This is a genomic window from Sinomonas soli (assembly GCF_054782415.1).
In genome coordinates this window covers 244351-263110 of sequence record NZ_BAAGSN010000003.1, presented here as the reverse complement: position 1 = coordinate 263110, position 18760 = coordinate 244351, and the positions used below count along the sequence as shown (strand labels likewise).

Here is an 18760-nt window from a genome sequence, read left to right as displayed (position 1 = left end):
GGACCACGGCGCCGGCGATCGCGAACGCGACCCTCTCGCCGGTGCTCTCCCTCAGGGCCGTCTTCGGCGCGCGGCTCACTGGCCCTCCTCGAGGTCGAAGTCGGCGCCCAGTGCGCCGAGCTTCTCGGTGAAGTACTCGTAGCCGCGGCGGATGACGCCGACCCCGGTGGCGCGGGAGACGCCGTCGGCCGCGAGGGCGGCGATGAGGTGGCTGAAGCCGCCACGGAGGTCCGGAACGTCGAAGTCGGCCCCGTGCAGCGGTGTGGCGCCCGAGATGACGGCCGAGTGCAGGAAGTTCCGCTGGCCGAAGCGGCACGGCACGCTGCCCAGGCACTCGCGGTGCAGCTGGATGGTCGCGCCCATGCGGCCCAGGGCCTCTGTGAAGCCGAAGCGGTTCTCGTACACGGTCTCATGCACGATCGACACGCCCTCGGCCTGGGTCAGGGCGACGACCAGGGGCTGCTGCCAGTCGGTCATGAAGCCGGGGTGGACGTCTGTCTCGAGCACGAGCGGCGAGAGCTTCCCGCCCGGGTGGAAGAACCGGATGCCCTCGTCCTCGATCGACAGGCCGCCGCCGAGCTTGCGGTAGACGTTGAGGAAGGTCATCATGTCGCGCTGGCTCGCGCCCTCGACGAAGATGTCGCCGTGGGTCGCGAGGGCCGCCGAGGCCCAGGACGCGGCCTCGTTGCGGTCCGAGAGGGCTCGGTGCGTGTAGCCGCCGAGCTCGCGCACGCCCTCGATGCGGATGGTGCGGTCGTTGAGGACGGCGATGATCGCCCCCATCTTCTGCAGCACCGCGACGAGGTCCATGATCTCGGGCTCGATCGCCGCGCCCTTGAGCTCGGTGACGCCCTCGGCCCGCGTCGCGGTGAGGAGCACCTGCTCCGTGGCACCCACACTCGGGTACGGGAGCGTGATCTTCGCGCCCCTGAGCCCGCGCGGCGCGGAGATGCTGATGCCGCCGGGGCGCTTGTCCACGACGGCGCCGAACTGCCGCAGCACGTCGAGATGGTAGTCGATGGGGCGGTCGCCGATCCGGCAGCCGCCGAGGTCGGGGATGAACGCCTCGCCGATCGAGTGGATCAGCGGCCCGCAGAGCAGGATCGGGATGCGGGAGTCGCCGGCGTGGGCGTCGATGTCCGCGACCTTGGCGGTCTTCGCGTTGGTGGGGTCCAGCGTCAGGTCGCCGGTGGTCGCGTCCCGCTCGACCGCGACGCCGTGCAGCTGGAGCAGGCTCGTGACGATGTCCACGTCCTGGATCTCCGGCACGTTGCGCAGCCTGGACGGCTCGTTGCCGAGCAGCGCCGCGACCATGGCCTTGGGAACGAGGTTCTTCGCGCCCCGGACCGTCACCTTGCCCGAAAGGGGGATGCCGCCCCGGATGGTCAGAACACTGCTCATGCGCACCTTTTCCTCACTGGCCCCCATAGCCCTGCTGCGGCCCCGCCCGTGCGGAGACCCTGCTAAGCATAGAAGCTCGCGCCCGGGGCAGTGAAAACCCCGGGGCGAGCTCCTCGGCGCGTCGGCCCGCTCAGGCGCGCGCTGGCAGGGTGGTGGGCTTGAAAGAAGCGCGCGAGGCCTCGTAGGCCGTGATGGCGTCCTCGTGCTGCAGGGTCAGGCCGATGTCGTCGAGGCCCTCGAGCAGCCGCCAGCGCGTGTAGTCGTCGATCTCGAACGGGGCGACGATGTTCGCGCACGTGACGGTCTTGGAGGAGAGGTCGACCGTGACCTGCGTGCCGGGGTGGTTCTCGAGCTCTTTCCAGATGAGCTCGATGTCGTCCTGGGCCACGACGGCGGCGAGGAGCCCCTGCTTGCCGGAGTTGCCGCGGAAGATGTCCGCGAACCGGGACGAGAGGACCGCCTTGAAGCCGTAGTCCTTGAGGGCCCACACGGCGTGCTCGCGGGAAGAGCCGGTGCCGAAGTCGGGGCCCGCCACGAGGACCGAGCCCTGGCTGAACGGCTCCTGGTTGAGGATGAAGGACTCGTCCTTGCGCCACGAGGCGAAGAGGGCGTCCTCGAACCCGGTGCGGGTGATGCGCTTGAGGAACACCGCGGGGATGATCTGGTCGGTGTCCACGTTGGACTGGCGCAGCGGCACGCCGATGCCGGTGTGGGTGGTGAACTTCTCCATGGCTGGGTCCTTCCTTAGGCTGCCGCGCCGGCGGCGGTGTCCGCGGGGACGGGGTCGAGGTCCGACGGCGACGAGAGGGTCCCGCGGACCGCCGTGGCCGCCGCGACGACGGGCGAGACAAGGTGGGTGCGGCCGCCCTTGCCCTGGCGGCCCTCGAAGTTGCGGTTCGAGGTGGACGCGCACCGCTCCCCCGGCTGGAGCTGGTCCGGGTTCATGCCCAGGCACATCGAGCACCCGGCGAACCGCCACTCGGCCCCGAACTCGGTGAAGACCTTGTCCAGGCCCTCGGCCTCGGCTTCGAGGCGCACCCGTGCCGAGCCGGGGACCACCATCATCCGCACGTTCGGGTCCTTGGTGCGGCCCCGGACGATCTCCGCGGCCGCGCGCAGGTCCTCGAGGCGCGAGTTCGTGCAGGAGCCGAGGAACACGGTGTCGACGCGGATGTCCTTCATGGGCGTGCCCGCGGCGAGCCCCATGTAGTCGAGGGCGCGGCGGGCGTTGGCCTTGGCGTTCTCGTCCGCCATCTGGTCCGGGTCGGGGACGGACTGCGAGAGGGACACGCCCTGGCCGGGGTTGGTGCCCCAGGTGACGAACGGCTCGAGCTCGTCGGCGTCGAGGAAGACCTCGGCGTCGAACACGGCGTCGTCGTCGGTGCGGAGGGTGTCCCAGTACTCGACCGCCGCGTCCCAGTCTGCGCCCTGCGGGGCGTGGGGACGGCCCTTCATGAAGGCGTAGGTGGTCTCGTCCGGGGCAACCATCCCGGCGCGCGCGCCGGCCTCGATCGACATGTTGCAGATCGTCATGCGGGCTTCCATGGACAGGGCCCGGATGGCCGACCCCCGGTACTCGAGGACGTACCCCTGGCCCCCGCCGGTGCCGATCTTGGCGATGACGGCGAGGATGATGTCCTTGCTGCTCACACCCGGCTTGAGCGCGCCCTCCACGGTGATGGCCATCGTCTTGAACGGCTTCAGCGGCAGCGTCTGGGTCGCCATGACATGCTCGACCTCGGAGGTGCCGATGCCCATGGCGAGGGCGCCGAACGCGCCGTGGGTGGACGTGTGCGAGTCGCCGCAGACGATCGTCAGGCCCGGCTGGGTGAGCCCGAGCTGGGGCCCGACGACGTGCACGATGCCCTGCTCCCTGTCGCCGAGCGAGTGCAGGCGCACCCCGAACTCGGCGCAGTTGGCCCGCAGCGTCTCGATCTGCGTGCGGCTGGTCGGGTCCGCGATCGGCTTGTCGATGTCGATCGTGGGCGTGTTGTGGTCCTCGGTCGCGATCGTCAGGTCCGGGCGCCGGAGCCGCCGCCCAGCGAGGCGGAGGCCCTCGAATGCCTGCGGGGAGGTGACCTCGTGCACGAGGTGGAGGTCGATGTAGAGCAGATCGGGCTGCCCGTCCTCGCCCCTGCGCACCACGTGCGCGTCCCAGACCTTCTCGGCCAGTGTGCGTCCCACGGCCTGCTCCCTCCGCCTCGTGCCAGTGCTGATCGGGCCGGTGGTGATCATCCGGTCCTGATCGTCGAGTGCCGATCAGGCCGGCGCTCGCCCGGCCAGTCTTCTGGCTGCCTTGTATCCAGTGGACCAGCGAGCCGGCCACGCTGGCCACCCCGCCGACTTGCATCTCAGATATTGAGACGCCAATATCAACCTATGGACAATACTAGTGGTGTCGGCGTGATCGACAAGGCCGCCCTCGTACTCGATGCGCTGGAGGCGGGCCCCACGACGCTCGCCCAACTGGTGGCAGCCACGGGCCTGGCCCGTCCCACGGTCCACCGCCTCGCCCTCGCGCTCGTGCACCACCGCCTCGTGGCCCGGGACATGCAGGGCCGGTTCGTCCTCGGGTCCCGCCTCGTCGAGCTCGCCTCCGCAGCCGGGGAAGACCGGCTCATCGCGGCCGCCGGGCCCATCCTCATGCAGCTGCGCGACGCGACCGGGGAGAGCGCCCAGATCTTCCGCCGCCAGGGTGACTGGCGCGTGTGCGTGGCGTCCGCCGAGCGTCCCGTGGGGCTGCGCGACACGATCCCCGTGGGCACCCAGCTGAGCATGAAGGCCGGCTCCGCGGCCCAGATCCTCGTTGCCTGGGAGGACCACGACCGGCTCCTCGAGGGGCTCCACAATGCGCGGTTCACCCCCACTGTGCTCGCCGGCGTCCGACGCCGGGGCTGGGCCCAGTCGCTCGGCGAACGCGAGCCGGGGGTCGCCTCGGTCTCCGCCCCGGTGCGCGGGCCCTCCGGCCGGGTGATCGCCGCGGTGTCCATCTCCGGCCCGATCGAGCGCTTGACCCGCCAGCCGGGCCGCCAGCATGCTGAGGTCATCTGCAACGCCGGACGGCTGCTGACCGAGGCCCTGCGCAAGGGCAACGACTAGCCGGGCCGGCTCCAGCCACTGAAGCGGGCGGAGGGGCTGTGGCCGAATTCGCAGTATTCCTGCGCGGCGTGAACGTCGGCGGCATCACCATCAGGATGGCTGCGCTGCGCGAGGCCCTCGGCGCGCTGCCCGTGAGCGGCGTGAAGACGCTGCTGGCGAGCGGGAACGCCGTGCTGTCGACCGACCTCGACGGGGCCACCCTCAAGGCCCGGGTCGAGGAGGCCCTGCGTGCCTCGTTCGGGTACGACGCGTGGGTGGTCGTGCTCCCGCGCCGGGACGTCGAGGCCCTCGTCCGCTCGTGCCCGTACCCGCCGGACGATCCCCAGGTCCACGCGTACGTGACGCTGTCCTCGGATCCCGCGGCACTCGACCGGCTCGTGGCCCTCCTGGAGGGGGGCGGATCCGAGGGGGCGCAGGACGGCGGCGCCCACCTCCGCCTCAGCCCCGTGGCCCTCGCGTGGCGCTGCCCCAAGGGTGCGACCCTGGATGCGCCGCTGTCGAAGGCGACGGCCAAGCCGGTCTTCAAGGCCACCACGACGACGCGGAACCTCCGCACCCTCGAGAAGGTCCGGGCCGCCTTCGGCTGATGCCCGCGGAGGGGGAACGCGGGGGCACATGCAGAAAGGGCCCGGTCCGAAGACCGGGCCCTCCATGAGGTGACCCCAGCGGGATTCGAACCCGCGTTACCGCCGTGAGAGGGCGGCGTACTAGGCCGCTATACGATGGGGCCTCGCACTGCACACGCCGACGAGGCGTGCACTCCGGCCATCCGCAGCGGATGGCGCTGTTCGAAGGACGGCTGCTGCCGGTCCTTCAGTGACCCCAGCGGGATTCGAACCCGCGTTACCGCCGTGAGAGGGCGGCGTACTAGGCCGCTATACGATGGGGCCGTGGTACTTTACCGTGCTCAGAAGTGAGCGATCCTTCCGTGCTGCCCGAGGGCAGAACATCCGGAGCTGGGATACCAGGACTCGAACCTAGAATGACGGTACCAGAAACCGTAGTGTTGCCAATTACACCATATCCCACCGCACTGTCCGGGCCGTGCCCACCGGATCTCTCCGCTGCGCTCCGTGCCCCTCAGCACGAGTAATTACTTTACCCGAAGCTCCCGTGCGCCACAAATCGGCGGGCCGGCCGCTTCCCGGCCCTCCCCCGGCGGGTCAGGCGAGGCCGAGGAGCGCCGGGATCTGCTCGAGTCCGGTGACCTGATCGGGCACGGAGGGGGCCACGTCGGCGTCCAGGATGGCGGACCGCCGGTTGAGCCAGATGCCCCGCAGGCCGGCCCCGGCGGCGCCGATCACGTCGTGTGCGGGGTTGTCGCCGATGTACACAGTCTCGTGCGCCGCGGTCCCCAGCTGGCGCAGGCCCTCGTGGAAGATCGCGGGATCCGGCTTGGCCGCCCCCACGGCGTCGATCCCCACGAGGATGCCGATGCGCTGGAGCCCGGCCGTGTCGAGCTTGGCGCGCTGGTAGTCGTGGACGTTGTTGCTCACGGCCCCGTAGGCGATCCCGGCAGCGTCGAGCGCGTCCAGGAGCGGCACGACGTCGTCGAACGCGCGGACATAGGTGGGCTGGGCCGCCTCGTACGCCGCGAGCCACCCCGCCGATTCTGCGTCCGAGGCGAAGGCCCGCCCGAAGTGCGCGAGGCAGCGCTCGGCCCGCAGCACGCGCTGCTGCGCGAACGTGATCTCGCGCGCCATGTACCGCTCGTAGATGTCGTCCGAACCGCGGGTGAAGATCCGGCAGAACGTGGTCCACTCCGCCTCGTCGAGGCCCGGCAGCAGACGGGCGCTCACCTCGCGCAGCGCGCGGTCCATGGCGCCCTCGAGGTCCACGAGCGTCTCGTCGATGTCGAGCAGGACCCCCTTCACGAGCGCGGCGCGGTCCGCCGGAAGGCGACGCACGACGGCGGGTGCGGACCCGCCGTCGTGCGTCGCCTCCTCCTGGGCAGGCACAGCGGCTGTGAGCTCAGCCACGGAAGGCCTTGATGCGCGCGAGGGAGGACTCCTTGCCGAGGATGACCATCGACTCGAACAGGGGCGGGGAGATGCGGCGGCCGGAGATGGCCGTGCGGACCGGGCCGAAGGCGAGGCGGGGCTTGATGCCGAGCCCGTCGACGAGGGCGGCACGGAGGGCGTCCTGGATGGCCTCGGCCGTCCAGTCGGCCAGCGGCTCGAGGGCGGCCAGGGCGGCGTCGAGGACCTCGGCGAGGTTCGCCGGCATCCCCTTGAGCGCGTCGTCGGCGATCGTGATGTCCGAGTCCTCCGTGAAGAGGAAACCGAGCATCTCCGGCGCCTCGCCGAGGAGGGCGATGCGCTCCTGGACCAGGGGGGCCGCCTCGGTGAGGATCTCCTCCTGGCGCGCGGTGAGCGTCTCCCCCACGAGGCCGGCGGCGTGGAGGTAGGGCACGAGGCGGTCGCGGAAGTCCGCCGGCTCGAGCATGCGCACGTGGGTGCCGTTGATGGCCTCGGCCTTCTTCTGGTCGAACCGGGCCGGGTTGGGCAGCACGTCGGCGATGTCGAAGTGCTGCACGAGCTGGTCCACCGTGAAGATGTCCTCGTCGGCGGACAGCGACCAGCCCAGGAGCGCGAGGTAGTTCAGCAGGCCCTCGGGGATGAAGCCGCGGTCCCGGTGGTGGAAGAGGTTCGACTGCGGATCGCGCTTGGAGAGCTTCTTGTTGCCCTCCCCCATGACGTACGGCAGGTGGCCGAAGAGCGGCATGTAGCTCGCGACGCCCACGGCGTGCAGTGCGTGGTAGAGGGCCACCTGGCGGGGGGTCGAGGAGAGGAGGTCCTCGCCGCGGAGCACGTGGGTGATGCCCATGAGCGCGTCGTCCACCGGGTTCACGAGCGTGTACAGCGGCGAGCCGTCGGCGCGGACCACCACGAAGTCCGGCACCGAGCCGGCCTTGAAGCGGATCTCGCCGCGGATGAGGTCGTCGAAGACCACGTCCTCGTCCGGCATGCGGAAGCGCAGAACGGGCTCGCGGCCGTCGGCGCGGAAGGCAGCCTTCTGCTCGTCGGTGAGGTCGCGGTCCGAGTTGTCGTAGCCGAGCTTGGGGTCGCGGCCCGCGGCGCGGTGGCGGGCCTCGATCTCGTCCGGGGTCGAGAACGACTCGTAGAGGAACCCGGCGTCCTTGAGCTTGGCCGCGACGCCCTTGTAGAGGTCGAGGCGATGGGACTGGCGGTAGGGCTCGTGCGGGCCGCCCACGTCGATGCCCTCGTCCCAGGTGAGGCCGAGCCAGCGCAGGGCCTCGACGATCTGCTGGTAGCTCTCCTCCGTGTCGCGCTGCGCGTCGGTGTCCTCGATGCGGAACACGAACGTGCCGCCCGTGTGGCGCGCATACGCCCAGTTGAACAGGGCGGTGCGGACCATGCCCACGTGCGGGGTGCCCGTGGGAGACGGGCAGAAGCGCACGCGCACCGGGGTGTGGGGCATGACGGACGGGATCGAGGCGGGATCGAGCAGGGGCTCTGCGGGCGAGGAAGTCATAGTGCTCCCCATTCTAGAGGCGTCCGGAAGCCGCCTCCTGAGGAGCGCCCCGCTACCGCCGCACCACGGGGTTGGCGAGCGCGCCCAGGCCCTCGATCTCGACCTCGACCCGGTCGCCGTCGCGCACGAGGCCGACGCCGGCCGGCGTCCCCGTCATGATGACGTCGCCGGGAAGGAGGGTGAACGCGGCGGACACCGCGGCGACGAGCTCGTTGACGCCGAACACCATGTCCGCGGTGCTGCCGTCCTGCTTGGTCTGGCCGTTGACGGTGGTGGTGAGGCGGAGGTCCTCGACGTCGAGGTCCGTCTCGATCCACGGCCCGAGCGGCTTGGAGGTGTCGAAGGACTTGGCGCGCGCCCACTGGAGGTCGGTGCGCTGCTTGTCCCGGGCGGTGAAGTCGTTGCCCACCGTGTACCCGAAGATGACGTCCGCGGCCTTCTCCGCGGGCACGTCCTTGCAGATCCGGCCGATCACCACGCAGAGCTCGCCCTCGTAGGAGACCTCCTCGCTCCATTCGGGCAGCACGACGGGATCGCCGGGGCCCACCACGGCCGTGTTGGCGACGAGGAACATCGACGGCTCGGTCGGCAGGTCGTTGCCCATCTCCTTCGCGTGGTCGGCGTAGTTGCGCCCGATCCCGACCACCTTGCTCCGGGGGATGATGGGCGCCAAGAGGCGGACGTCCTCGAGCGGGTGCGTCTCGCCCGTGGGCTCGACGCCGTTGAAGAACGGATCGCCCTTGATGGCGGCGACCGTCTCGTGGCCGGGCTCTCCCTGGACCACACCGTAGAAGGGGGCCGCGTCCGCGGCCGAGATGCTGACACAACGGGCAATGCGCATGGGCCTTACCCTACCGCGGCGGCCCGGGCCGCCCGTCGGTGCGGGGACCGGGCCTGCACCGCGCCGGGACCCGGCCGGCAGGAGGGCCGTCTTGGGCGCCCAGCGCCCGCTCCCCTAGAGTCGGACGGGTGGCGACCCCGACTGACGTACCCCTCCTGATCGCCGATTCCGTCGGGAAGGAGGTCGCCGGCGAGCCGCTCCTGGGACCCGTCAGCTTCTCCGTGGGGGCTGGCGAGTGCGTGGCCGTGACCGGTCCCGACGGCTCCGGCAAGACCACCCTCCTGCGCCTCATCCTCGGCCGCGACACGCCCACCACGGGCACCCTGACCTACGGCGGCCCGCTCGCGCGGCGGCAGCGCACCCACATCGGGTCCGCCCTCGGCGCCCCGCCGTTCTACGAGGACCTCACGATCGAGGAGCACCTGGCGCTCCTGACCTTCAGCTGGGGCGGGGAGGCGGCCACCGGCCGGTTCGCCCCGGTGCTCGAGGCGCTGCGCCTGACCGGGATCCTGCACCGCTTCCCCGCGGAGCTCTCCTCCGGGGAGCGCCAGGCCGCCGGCATCACGTTCGCCCTCGTCCGGCCGGCCTCGCTGCTCGTCCTGGACGAGCCCGAGCAGAGGCTCGACGCCGAGCGGAGGCTCGCGCTCGGCCCCCTCCTCGCGCGCCGGCGCGACTCCGGCACGGCGATCGTCATGGCCTCGCACGACGCGGGCCTGGTCGCCGCGGCCGCCGGCGCCACAGTGGCCCTCGCCGACCGCTGAGGAGCGCCCGGGGCCCGCCGGGGCACGGGCGGCTGCACTCCCCCACGACGGACGGCGCGCCCCCGCCGAAGCGGGGACGCGCCGTCGTGCGCCACCGAGCCCGGGTGGGGCCGGGAGGCTCAGGCCAGCTGGGTCAGCCAGCCGTGCAGGTCCTCGACCTTGCCGGTCTGGATGCCGAGCAGCTGCTCGCGGATGCCCATGGCCACGGAGTCAGGGCCAGCCTCGGGGGTGACGAGCGAGCCGCCGGTCGTCTTGAGCTCGCCGATCGGCGTGATGACCGCGGCGGTCCCGCACGCGAACACCTCGGCGAGGGTCCCGTCCGCGACGGCCCGGCGCCACTCGTCGATCGTGATCTTGCGCTCCTCGACAGTGAGGCCCCGGTCCGCCGCAAGCTGGAGCACGGAGTCGCGGGTGACCCCGTGGAGGATGTTGCCGTTGAGCGCGGGGGTGACGAGGGTGCCGTCCTTGAAGACGAAGAAGATGTTCATCCCGCCGAGCTCCTCGACCGCGAAGTCGTTGGTCGGGTCGAGGAAGAGCACCTGCTTGCAGCCGTTTGCCTCGGCCTCGAGCTGCGCCGCGAGCGAGGCCGCGTAGTTGCCGCCGCACTTGGCCTCGCCCGTGCCGCCGTGCCCGGCCCGGGCGTAGTTCTCGGAGAGCCAGATGGAGACGGGCTTGAGCTCGCCGCCGAAGTAGTTGCCGGCCGGGGACGCGATCACCCGGTACGAGACCTCGCGGGCGGGGCGGACGCCGAGGAACGCCTCGGTCGCAATCATGAAGGGGCGCAGGTAGAGGGACTCCCCGTCGCCGGAGGGGACCCAGTCGCGGTCCACGGAGACCAGCTGGCGCAGCGACTCGAGGAAGACCTCGGTGGGGAGCTCGGGCAGGGCCAGGCGGCGGGCGGACTTGTTGAAGCGGCGCGCGTTGGCCTCGGGGCGGAACGTCCAGACGGTGCCGTCGGCGTGCCGGTAGGCCTTGAGCCCCTCGAAGATCTCCTGGCCGTAGTGCAGCACGGCGGCGGCCGGGTCCATGGAGATGGGGCCGTAGGGCTCGATCCGTGCGTTCTGCCAGCCGCCGTTGCCCTCGGCATCGACCTTCCAGTCGATGACCGCCGTGTGGTCCGTGAAGTGGTCGCCGAAGCCCGGGTTCGCCAGGACGGCCGCGCGCTCCTCGGCGCTCTTCGGGGTCGCCGAGAGCCGCCGTTCGAATTCAACGCCGAGGGCGTTCTGAGTCATGATTCCTCCACATCAATCGGGCGGATGGCGTCGCTGCCGGGGCCCGGAGCCTGTCAGTGCCACCAGCTTACGCCTGCGTACTTGCCGGAAGTCGGGCGGACGACGGCGGCCGGGCACCCGGCGTCGTCCGTCCTGGTCGCGCGGTCCAGGGGCCGCGCTTCAGCCGCGCTTCAGAGGCGCGCGGCGATCGCGTCGCCGATCTGGGCCGTGGTGCGGGTGCCGGCCTGGGCGCGGGACTCGACGTCGGCGCGGACCGCGGACTGGATGCGCGCCGCGGCCTCGGCCTGGCCGATGTTCTCGAGCAGGAGCGCGGCCGAGAGGATCGCCGCCGTGGGGTCCGCCTTCTGCTGGCCGGCGATGTCCGGGGCGGAGCCGTGGACCGGCTCGAACATGCTCGGCGCCGTGCCATCGAGGTTGATGTTGCCCGAGGCCGCGAGCCCGATGCCGCCGGTGACGGCGCCGGCGAGGTCGGTGAGGATGTCGCCGAAGAGGTTGTCGGTGACGATGACGTCGAACCGGGACGGGTCGGTGACGAGGAAGATCGTGGCGGCGTCGACGTGCAGGTAGTCGTGCTCGACGCCGGGGAACTCCGCCGCGACGGCCTCGACCGTGCGCTTCCAGAGGTAGCCCGCGTGGACCAGGACGTTGTGCTTGTGGACGAGGGTGACCTTGTTGCGGCGCGTGGTCGCGCGGCGGAAGGCCTCCCGCACCACGCGCTCGACCCCGTAGGCGGTGTTGACGGAGACCTCGGTGGCGATCTCGTGCGGAGTGCCGATGCGCAGCGCGCCGCCATTGCCGGTGTAGGGGCCCTCCGTGCCCTCGCGGACCACCACGAAGTCGATGGTTCCCGGCGCCGCGAGGGGGCTGGGCACCCCGGCGTAGAGGGTCGAGGGGCGGAGGTTGACGCAGTGGTCGAGGCTGAAGCGGAGCTTGAGGAGGACCTCGCGCTCGAGGATGCCCGAGGGGATGCGGGCGTCGCCGGGGGCCGCGCCGACCGCGCCGAACAGGATCGCGTCGCGGCCGCGGATGTCGGCGAGCGTCTCGTCGGAGAGCGTCTCGCCGGTCTCGAGCCAGTGCTGCGCGCCGAGGCTGTAGTGCGTCTCCTTGACCTCGAGGCCGGTGCCCTCGAGGGCGCGGTGGAGGACCTTGAGCGCCTCGGCCGTCACTTCGGGGCCGATGCCGTCTCCGGGGATCACTGCGAGGTCGAGCTGCGTCTGCGTCATGGTGCCAGCCTAGCGAAGCCATCCACATGCTGGGCACGCGGTCTCGCAATCCGGACACGCGCCGGTGCGAGACTACCCTGCCGCAGCACCCTGCTGGTGGTCCCCACGGATCGGGCTAGGTGGGCAGGGCCGCCGCGAGGTAGTCGGCGAAGCCGCCGCGGACCCGCCCGCGCAGCCGGCCCGAGGTGACCACGCGGCAGGCGTCGGTGGCACGCCAGCGAACGCCGAGCGCCTTCGCGGCCAGGACGAGCGCCTCATCCTCCCCGGAGGCCCGTGCTGGGAATCCCCCGGCCGCCCCGTAGACGTCCGCCCGCACACCGAGGTTCGCCCCGAATACGTGGCCGTGTCCGTCGGCGAGCCGGTGGGCCGCGTACCAGGCGGCGAGGCGTTCCGGATCGAGGTCCGCCGGGTCGGGCACGACGGTGCCGAGCACGAGTCCGACGCCGGACTCCGCGAGGGCCACGTGCTCTACGAGCCAGTCCCGCGGGACCCTGCTGTCCGCATCGGTCGAGGCAATCCAGACCCGCTCCCTGCGCGCCTCTGCCCGGGCGAGCGCGTGCCGCACGCCGAGCCGCCGCGCCGCGCCGGCGCTCCCGGCCATGCCCTCGACGGCCCGGACCTGGGGCCACCGCGCCACGACGTCCGCCGATCCGTCGCTGCAGCCGTCCAGGACCACGGTCACCCCCGCACGGACGCGGGGTGCCGCCGCCGCGAGCTCGCGCACAGCCGCCGCGACCGACCGGAGGCACCCCGGCAGGAGCTCCTCCTCGTCCTTGGCCGGGATGACCACGACGACCTCCGAGACCGCATGCCTGCCGCTCATACGAGGCCCTCGCGCTGCGCGACGGACGCGGCGGGCCGCTTCCCGAAGACCTCCAGCAGGAAGTCCCGCTCGCGGTGGTGCACCACCGCCTCGAGGTCCGCCTCGGCGCGCAGCCGCGCGTGCACGTCCTCGCCGGTGAGCTGCCACCCGTCGATGGTGCCGAGCCAGTGGCAGGCGACCAGCGCGCCGTCGTCCGTGAGGCTGCCGAGGCACCGCCGCACGAACTCCTCCAGCTCCTCGGGGCCGAAGTAGTACCCCACCTCCGAGGCGACGATGAGGTCGAAGGGGCCGTCGGGCCACTCCTGCGGCAGGCGGCGGTGCTCCCAGCTGATCGCGGCGGCGTGCGGCAGGCGTTCGGCCGCCCGCTCGAGGGCGTGCGGGCTGACGTCGGTCGCGACGACCTCGTCGGCGCGCTCCGCGAGCTCGCCGGTGAGGACCCCGATCGAGCAGCCCACCTCGAGCGCGCGCCGGTACCGCGCGGCCGGCAGGGCTGCGAGGGTGACGGCCCGTTTGCGGCGCTCGTACCAGCTCGTCGTGAAGTTCCAGGGGTCCGCGCTCGCGGCATGCACGGCATCGAAGGTCGCCCGGGCGTCGCGCCGCGGTGAGGCGAAGTAGAGCTCGAAGCCGCGCTCGAAGTGCTCCTGCATGCCGGGGCCGAGCAGGGCCTCGTCGCCGGGGTGGGCGGACAGCGGCGCGGTCTGGCTGACGTGCAGGGCGAGGGCCCGCTCCTTGGCGTCCCTGACGGCCGGGGCGAGCTCGAGCCGCCTCGCCTCGGCCCACGGAACGTGCGGGCTCCCGGGCGCGGCCCAGTGCCACATCCACACGGGGTACTCCAGCAGCCCGACGCCGGCAGCCGCCGCCACCCCCGCGGCCGCCGCTCCGGCGGCGTCGTGGTCCGGGTGGGCGTCGCGCCGCCACGGTGCCGCGAGCACGACGCCGGCCCGGTCCCCTCCGTGGGCCGCCTCGCCGAGGGCGGCGCGGACGGCCGTTCCCAGCGCCCGCTCGAGGTCCGGTCCCCGGTCGGCGAGGGCGCCGTCGGGGAGGCCGAGGCAGTCGAGGGTGGCCGACGGCGCGAGGGCCCCGACCGCGGCGCGGACCTCGCGCCGCCTGGCCTCGGCGAGCCGGGCCGGGGTGACGGTGGGCGAGTCGGGGTGGGAGGCCTCGCCGTCGGTCGCGACGATCACGTGCACCGTGGCGCCCGACCGGGCCGCGTGCGCGATCAGGCCGCCGGCGCCGAGCGTCTCGTCGTCGGGGTGGGCGGCGAGGACGATGAGGGTGCGGAGCCCCGCGAGGTCCAGCGGCGGCGCGGCCGCCAGGCTGCGGTCGCGGCGCCAGAGGGCCTCGGGAGTGCCCGCGTCGAGGTGGCTGAAGGTCACCACGGCCGCTCCCCCGCCTCGAGCAGCGACCGGCCCAGGGCCGCGGTATCGCGTTCGGCATGGTGCTGGCGGAGGTAGAGCCGCAGGTCCGCGACCCGCTGGGCGTGCTCGGCCTCGAAGGCGAGCGGGGCAGGCCCGAGCGCGTGGTCGGCGACTGTCAGGACGGCCTCGGCGGCGGCCGCGACGGTCCCCCTCGCGCGCAGCGCCCAGAGCGCGCCCGCGCCACCTTCGGCACGGCCCGCGTCGACGGCCGCGGCGGCGTCGCCCAGGACTGCCCGGGCGGTCCCCAGCGCGAGGTCGGCCGCGCCGAGGTGTGTGAGGGCGATCTGGTCGGGGGTCCGCTGCGAGGCCGCGGCCCACAGCCGCCTGGCCACGCCGAGGGCTCCGCCGTGCCAGACGGCCGCGACGCCGATCCCGCCCCAGGCGAAGCCGGGCCGCTCGAGGTACCAGCCGTCTTCGCCCACTGGCTCGGCGGGCACGCCGTCGAAGTCGACAGGGCCGCTCGGGATGCCGGGGAGGCCGAGGGCGTGCCAGCCGCCCTCGCGGACCGCCACCCCGGGGTGCCCCAGGCGGACGGCGAACGCGCGCCTGGCGTCCGGGCCGGTGTGGGCGGTCACGACCGCGTGGGTCAGGGCCCCGGCGAGCGAGCACCAGGGCTTGGTCCCATGCAGGCGCCAGCCCTCGGCCGTCCGGCGCGCCTCGAGCCGGGCTCCGGGGCCCTCCGCGGCGAAGACGCCCCACACGCTGCCGGCTTCGGGCCGGCCGAGGCCTGCCTGGTGGAGGATGGCGAGGGCGTCGAGGTGGGGCTCGACCACCCGGGCCACGGAGAGGTCGGCGGCCCCGAGGGCGGCCAGCACGTCCCACAGCTCGCCCGTGCGGCCCTCGCCGGGGAATGGGGCGGCGTCGCCCAGCCGTCGGGCGAGCCCCAGCGCACGGTCGGGCCAGCGCCCGGAGGCGGTCCCGGCGGCCCGCGCCTCCTGCTCGAGGTCCTCCCCTGCTGCGGATTCGGCGGCCGCGCCCGCTGACGGTCCCCTCGCGGGGTCGATCGACACCATGTCAGGACCGTACCCCGTCGGGCCGCGCGCGAATCGGCGGCCGGCCGGCGTCAGGCGTCAGGCGTCAGCCGCCAGTGGGCCCGGCACCCGATCCCGCCCCCGGCGCCGCCATGTGCTCTCCGGCCCGGCGCCGTCGGGCCTCACACCCCGGCCGGCTCCTCGTAGCGGGGGAAGACCGGCGTCGGGGCGGGCAGCTGGGTGCCGGGCGCGATCGGGGTGTCGAGCGCCGCGAACTGGCGCGCCTCGCCCTCGGGCTGGCCGAGGACGTCGAGCAGCCGGGCCGCGGAGGCCGGCATGACGGGCTGGACGAGCAGGCCCACCTGGCGGACCACCTCGAGCGTGACGTACAGGACCGTGGCCATCCGCGCCGCGTCGGTCTTGCGCAGCACCCACGGGGCCTGCTCGGCGAAGTAGGCGTTCGTGTCCCCCAGGACCGTCCAGACCGCCTCGAGGGCGCGGGAGAACTCCTGCCGGTCGAAGGCCGCCCGCACGGCGGGCAGCAGGGCTGCCGCGGCGTCGAGGACCGCCCGGTCCGCGGCGGTGAACTCCCCCGGCTCGGGCACCACGCCGTCGAGGTTCTTGGCGACCATCGAGAGGGAGCGCTGGGCGAGGTTGCCGAGGTTGTTGGCAAGGTCCGCGTTCATGCGCCCCACGATGGCCTCGTGGCTGTAGCTGCCGTCGGCGCCGTAGGGCACCTCCCGGAGGAAGAAGTAGCGGACCGCGTCGAGGCCGTACTGGGCGATCATGTCCGCGGGCGCCACGACGTTGCCGAGCGACTTGGACATCTTCACGCCGTTGTTCTGCAGGAAGCCGTGGATCATCACGCGCCGCGGGAGCTCGAGGCCGGCGCTCATGAGGAACGCCGGCCAGTAGATGGCGTGGAACCGGGAGATGTCCTTGCCGATGATGTGCACGTCCGCGGGCCAGAACCGCTGGAACTGCTCGGACTGCACGTCCGGGTAGCCCACGCCCGTCAGGTAGTTCGTGAGGGCGTCGACCCACACGTACATGACGTGGCCCGGCGCATCGGGGACGGGGACGCCCCAGTCGAACGAGGTGCGCGAGATGGAGAGGTCCTCGAGCCCGTGCTTGACGAAGGAGATGACCTCGTTGAAGCGGTACTGCGGCGCGCCGAACTCCGGGTGGGACTCGTAGTACGCCAGGAGCCGGTCCTGGTAGGCGGAGAGCCGGAAGAAGTAGCTCTCCTCGGCCGTCCAGGTGACCTCGGTGTCGGTCTCCTTCGAGTACCGCACGCCGTCGCGCACCTCGGTCTCGTCCTCGGTGTAGAACGCCTCGTCGCGCACCGAGTACCAGCCCTCGTACTTGTCGAGGTAGATGTCCCCGGCGTCCGCCATCCGCTTCCAGATGGACTGCGCGGCGCCGTAGTGGTCCGCGTCGGTGGTTCGGATCAGCCGGTCGTAGCTCGTGCCGAGGAGCTCGTGGACCTCGCGGTACACGTCGGCCTGGCGGTCCACGAACTGCTGGGGCGTGAGGCCCTCCCGCTCGGCGGTCTGGGCGATCTTGAGCCCGTGCTCGTCCGTGCCGGTGAGGAAGAAGACGTCGAAGCCGTCGAGGCGCTTGAACCGCGCCATGGCGTCCGCGGAGATGTACTCGTAGGCGTGCCCGATGTGCGGGGCCCCGTTGGGGTACGTGATCGCGGTAGTGATGTAGAAGGGCGTCTTCGAAGATGCGGGACTCACCCTAAGAAATTACCGGATTCGCACGGCGGACCGCCAAAGCACCGCGCAACGCGGCCAAAGTGACCACGGACGACGGCGACCCCCACCGCGGGCGGTGGGGGTCGCCGTCGTGCGTGCCCGGCATCGGCAGGGCGGTCAGTCCTCGAGGTCGACCTCGCGCAGGACTGTCGCGCCGATCTCGCTCTTGACCGTCTCGAGGACGGTGGAGGGGATCGCGGAATCGACGGTGAGGAGGGCCATGGCCTGGCCGGCCACGTCCGCTCGGGCCACCTGCATGCCGGCGATGTTGATCTGGTTCATGCCGAGGATGTGGCCGATCGTGCCGATGACACCGGGGCGGTCCGAGTAGAACATGACCACGAGGTGCTCGGAGATCGGGATCTCGACGTCGTAGCCGTTGATGCCCACGAGCTTCTGGACCTGCTTCGGGCCGGTGAGCGTGCCCGCCACCGAGACCTGGGTGCCGTCCTGGAGCAGGCCGCGGATGGTGAGGACGTTGCGGTAGTCCTCGGCCTCGGTGGTGGTCAGCAGCCGCACGGCCACGCCGCGCTGCTCCGCGAGGACCGGGGCGTTGACGTAGGAGACCTTCTCGGACACTACGTCCGTGAAGACGCCCTTGAGGGCCGCGAGCTCGAGCGACTTGACGTCCAGGTTGGCGATCTCGCCGGCCACCTCCACCTCGATCTGGGTGACCGAGTCGTGCGCGAGGGCGGTGAAGATGCGGCCGAGCTTCTCGATGAGCGGGATGCCGGGGCGGACGTCGGGGGCGATGACGCCGCCGGCCACGTTGACGGCGTCCGGCACGAGCTCGCCGGCGAGGGCGAGGCGGACGCTTTTGGCGACCGAGATGCCGGCCTTCTCCTGGGCCTCGTCGGTCGAGGCCCCGAGGTGGGGGGTGACGACGACGTTCTCGTGGCCGAAGAACGGCAGGTCGGTGCTGGGCTCCTTGGCGAACACGTCGATGCCGGCGCCGCCGATCTGGCCGTCCTCGAGCGCCTGCGCGAGGGCCTCCTCGTCGATGAGGCCGCCGCGGGCGACGTTGACGACGTAGGCGGTGCTCTTCATCTTCGCGAACGCGTCCTTGCCCAGCATGCCGACCGTCTCAGGGGTCTTGGGCATGTGGATCGTGATGAAGTCGCTCTGGGCGAGGAGCTCGTCCAGGGTCACGAGCTTGACGCCCAGCTGGGCGGCCCGCGCAGCCGTGACGTACGGGTCGTAGGCGAGGACGTCCATCTCGAACGCCTGCATGCGCGCGGCCACGAGGGCCCCAATGCGGCCGAGGCCGATCACGCCGAGCTTCTTGTCCAGCAGCTCGGTGCCGGCGTACTTGGAGCGCTTCCACGCCCCGCCCTTGAGGGAGGTGTTCGCGGCCGGGATGTTGCGCGCGAGGGAGAGGATGTGCCCGCACGTGAGCTCCGCGGCGGAGACGATGTTCGATGTCGGGGCGTTCACGACCATCACGCCGGCCTGGGTGGCCGCCTTGATGTCCACGTTGTCGAGGCCGACGCCGGCGCGGGCGATGACCTTGAGCTTGTTCGCGGCGGCGATGGCTTCGGCATCCAGCTGCGTGGCCGAGCGGACGAGGATCGCGTCGACGTCCGCGATCGCGGACAGCAGCTGGGAGCGGTCGGCGCCGTCGGTGTAGCGGATCTCGAAGTCGGGCCCGAGGGCGGCGACGGTGGCGGGCGAGAGTTCTTCGGCGAGGAGGACGACAGGCTTGGTGGTCACGGGGCGGGGGCCTCTCAAGATCAGGC

General features: G+C 72.3%; 16 protein-coding genes and 3 tRNA genes. 3 read left to right on the top strand and 16 right to left on the bottom strand.

Going from position 1 to position 18760, the window contains the following annotated elements:
* Positions 1–75 precede the first annotated feature (75 nt).
* From murA to leuC, 3 genes are all read right to left on the bottom strand, one after another.
* Positions 76–1401, bottom strand: a complete 1326-nt coding sequence (gene murA, locus ACYVKZ_RS02375; protein WP_460990413.1) for a UDP-N-acetylglucosamine 1-carboxyvinyltransferase — start codon at positions 1399–1401, stop codon at positions 76–78.
* Positions 1402–1531: 130 nt separating this feature from the next.
* Positions 1532–2131 carry a 3-isopropylmalate dehydratase small subunit gene (leuD, locus tag ACYVKZ_RS02370; protein WP_460990412.1) on the bottom strand — a complete coding sequence of 200 codons (600 nt, stop codon included), beginning with the start codon at positions 2129–2131 and terminating at the stop codon, positions 1532–1534.
* Between the two features lie 14 nt (positions 2132–2145).
* The gene (gene leuC, locus ACYVKZ_RS02365; protein WP_460990411.1) at positions 2146–3585 is read right to left on the bottom strand and encodes a 3-isopropylmalate dehydratase large subunit; all 1440 of its coding nucleotides are present in this window, start codon (positions 3583–3585) and stop codon (positions 2146–2148) included.
* A gap of 195 nt (positions 3586–3780) precedes the next feature.
* Between leuC and ACYVKZ_RS02360 the strand changes: the two genes are divergently transcribed.
* Together ACYVKZ_RS02360 and ACYVKZ_RS02355 are read left to right on the top strand one after the other, a co-directional pair.
* Positions 3781–4500 (top strand): IclR family transcriptional regulator, encoded by a 720-nt coding sequence (locus ACYVKZ_RS02360; protein ID WP_066498336.1) that lies wholly within the window; start codon positions 3781–3783, stop codon positions 4498–4500.
* 38 nt (positions 4501–4538) lie between these two features.
* Complete coding sequence (locus ACYVKZ_RS02355; RefSeq protein ID WP_460990410.1) at positions 4539–5087, top strand: DUF1697 domain-containing protein; 549 nt, start codon at positions 4539–4541, stop codon at positions 5085–5087.
* A 70-nt stretch (positions 5088–5157) separates the two neighbouring features.
* Here ACYVKZ_RS02355 and ACYVKZ_RS02350 read toward each other — a convergent pair.
* From ACYVKZ_RS02350 to ACYVKZ_RS02325, 6 genes are all read right to left on the bottom strand, one after another.
* Positions 5158–5230 (bottom strand) — tRNA-Glu (locus ACYVKZ_RS02350).
* 87 nt (positions 5231–5317) lie between these two features.
* Positions 5318–5390, bottom strand: a tRNA-Glu gene (locus ACYVKZ_RS02345).
* A 66-nt stretch (positions 5391–5456) separates the two neighbouring features.
* Positions 5457–5528, bottom strand: a tRNA-Gln gene (locus ACYVKZ_RS02340).
* A 135-nt stretch (positions 5529–5663) separates the two neighbouring features.
* Entirely contained in the window at positions 5664–6479 is an 816-nt protein-coding gene (locus ACYVKZ_RS02335) for an HAD family hydrolase (protein ID WP_460990409.1), read from the bottom strand.
* Positions 6472–7995, bottom strand: a complete 1524-nt coding sequence (gene gltX / locus ACYVKZ_RS02330) for a glutamate--tRNA ligase (RefSeq protein WP_460990408.1) — start codon at positions 7993–7995, stop codon at positions 6472–6474. Before gltX ends, ACYVKZ_RS02335 begins: the two co-directional genes overlap by 8 nt.
* Before the next feature lie 52 nt (positions 7996–8047).
* On the bottom strand, positions 8048–8836 hold the full coding sequence (locus tag ACYVKZ_RS02325) for a fumarylacetoacetate hydrolase family protein (protein ID WP_460990407.1): 789 nt from the start codon (positions 8834–8836) through the stop codon (positions 8048–8050).
* 128 nt (positions 8837–8964) lie between these two features.
* Here ACYVKZ_RS02325 and ACYVKZ_RS02320 point away from each other — a divergent pair, with 128 nt between their 5' ends.
* Positions 8965–9597: an ABC transporter ATP-binding protein gene (locus ACYVKZ_RS02320; protein ID WP_460990406.1), complete on the top strand. Its 633-nt coding sequence runs from the start codon at positions 8965–8967 to the stop codon at positions 9595–9597.
* Positions 9598–9716: 119 nt separating this feature from the next.
* Here the strand turns inward: ACYVKZ_RS02320 and ACYVKZ_RS02315 are convergent, their stop codons facing one another.
* From ACYVKZ_RS02315 to serA, 7 genes are all read right to left on the bottom strand, one after another.
* Positions 9717–10829, bottom strand: a complete 1113-nt coding sequence (locus tag ACYVKZ_RS02315; RefSeq protein WP_460990405.1) for a branched-chain amino acid aminotransferase — start codon at positions 10827–10829, stop codon at positions 9717–9719.
* Positions 10830–10999: 170 nt separating this feature from the next.
* Positions 11000–12052 (bottom strand): 3-isopropylmalate dehydrogenase, encoded by a 1053-nt coding sequence (locus ACYVKZ_RS02310; protein WP_460990404.1) that lies wholly within the window; start codon positions 12050–12052, stop codon positions 11000–11002.
* Between the two features lie 115 nt (positions 12053–12167).
* Positions 12168–12875, bottom strand: a complete 708-nt coding sequence (locus tag ACYVKZ_RS02305; protein ID WP_460990403.1) for a glycosyltransferase family 2 protein — start codon at positions 12873–12875, stop codon at positions 12168–12170.
* A complete protein-coding gene (locus ACYVKZ_RS02300; protein WP_460990402.1) occupies positions 12872–14254 on the bottom strand; it encodes a PIG-L family deacetylase in 1383 nt (460 codons plus the stop codon). The genes ACYVKZ_RS02305 and ACYVKZ_RS02300 overlap by 4 nt, the downstream gene beginning before the upstream one ends.
* The gene (locus ACYVKZ_RS02295; RefSeq protein WP_460990401.1) at positions 14248–15306 is read right to left on the bottom strand and encodes an acyl-CoA dehydrogenase family protein; all 1059 of its coding nucleotides are present in this window, start codon (positions 15304–15306) and stop codon (positions 14248–14250) included. Before ACYVKZ_RS02295 ends, ACYVKZ_RS02300 begins: the two co-directional genes overlap by 7 nt.
* 140 nt (positions 15307–15446) lie before the next feature.
* Positions 15447–17006: a methionine--tRNA ligase gene (gene metG / locus ACYVKZ_RS02290; RefSeq protein WP_460990400.1), complete on the bottom strand. Its 1560-nt coding sequence runs from the start codon at positions 17004–17006 to the stop codon at positions 15447–15449.
* A gap of 135 nt (positions 17007–17141) precedes the next feature.
* Positions 17142–18734: a phosphoglycerate dehydrogenase gene (gene serA / locus ACYVKZ_RS02285; protein ID WP_460990399.1), complete on the bottom strand. Its 1593-nt coding sequence runs from the start codon at positions 18732–18734 to the stop codon at positions 17142–17144.
* Between the last annotated feature and the right edge of the window lie 26 nt (positions 18735–18760).

Bases quoted from the DNA above. Each gene is read 5' to 3' on its own strand.
- murA (WP_460990413.1), bottom strand. From the start codon at position 1,401: ATGAGCAGTGTTCTGACCATCCGGGGCGGCATCCCCCTTTCGGGCAAG.
- leuD (WP_460990412.1), bottom strand. From the start codon at position 2,131: ATGGAGAAGTTCACCACCCACACCGGCATCGGCGTGCCGCTGCGCCAG.
- ACYVKZ_RS02360 (WP_066498336.1), top strand. From the start codon at position 3,781: ATGGACAATACTAGTGGTGTCGGCGTGATCGACAAGGCCGCCCTCGTA.
- gltX (WP_460990408.1), bottom strand. From the start codon at position 7,995: ATGACTTCCTCGCCCGCAGAGCCCCTGCTCGATCCCGCCTCGATCCCG.
- ACYVKZ_RS02325 (WP_460990407.1), bottom strand. From the start codon at position 8,836: ATGCGCATTGCCCGTTGTGTCAGCATCTCGGCCGCGGACGCGGCCCCC.
- ACYVKZ_RS02315 (WP_460990405.1), bottom strand. From the start codon at position 10,829: ATGACTCAGAACGCCCTCGGCGTTGAATTCGAACGGCGGCTCTCGGCG.
- ACYVKZ_RS02310 (WP_460990404.1), bottom strand. From the start codon at position 12,052: ATGACGCAGACGCAGCTCGACCTCGCAGTGATCCCCGGAGACGGCATC.
- ACYVKZ_RS02305 (WP_460990403.1), bottom strand. From the start codon at position 12,875: ATGAGCGGCAGGCATGCGGTCTCGGAGGTCGTCGTGGTCATCCCGGCC.
- ACYVKZ_RS02295 (WP_460990401.1), bottom strand. From the start codon at position 15,306: ATGGTGTCGATCGACCCCGCGAGGGGACCGTCAGCGGGCGCGGCCGCC.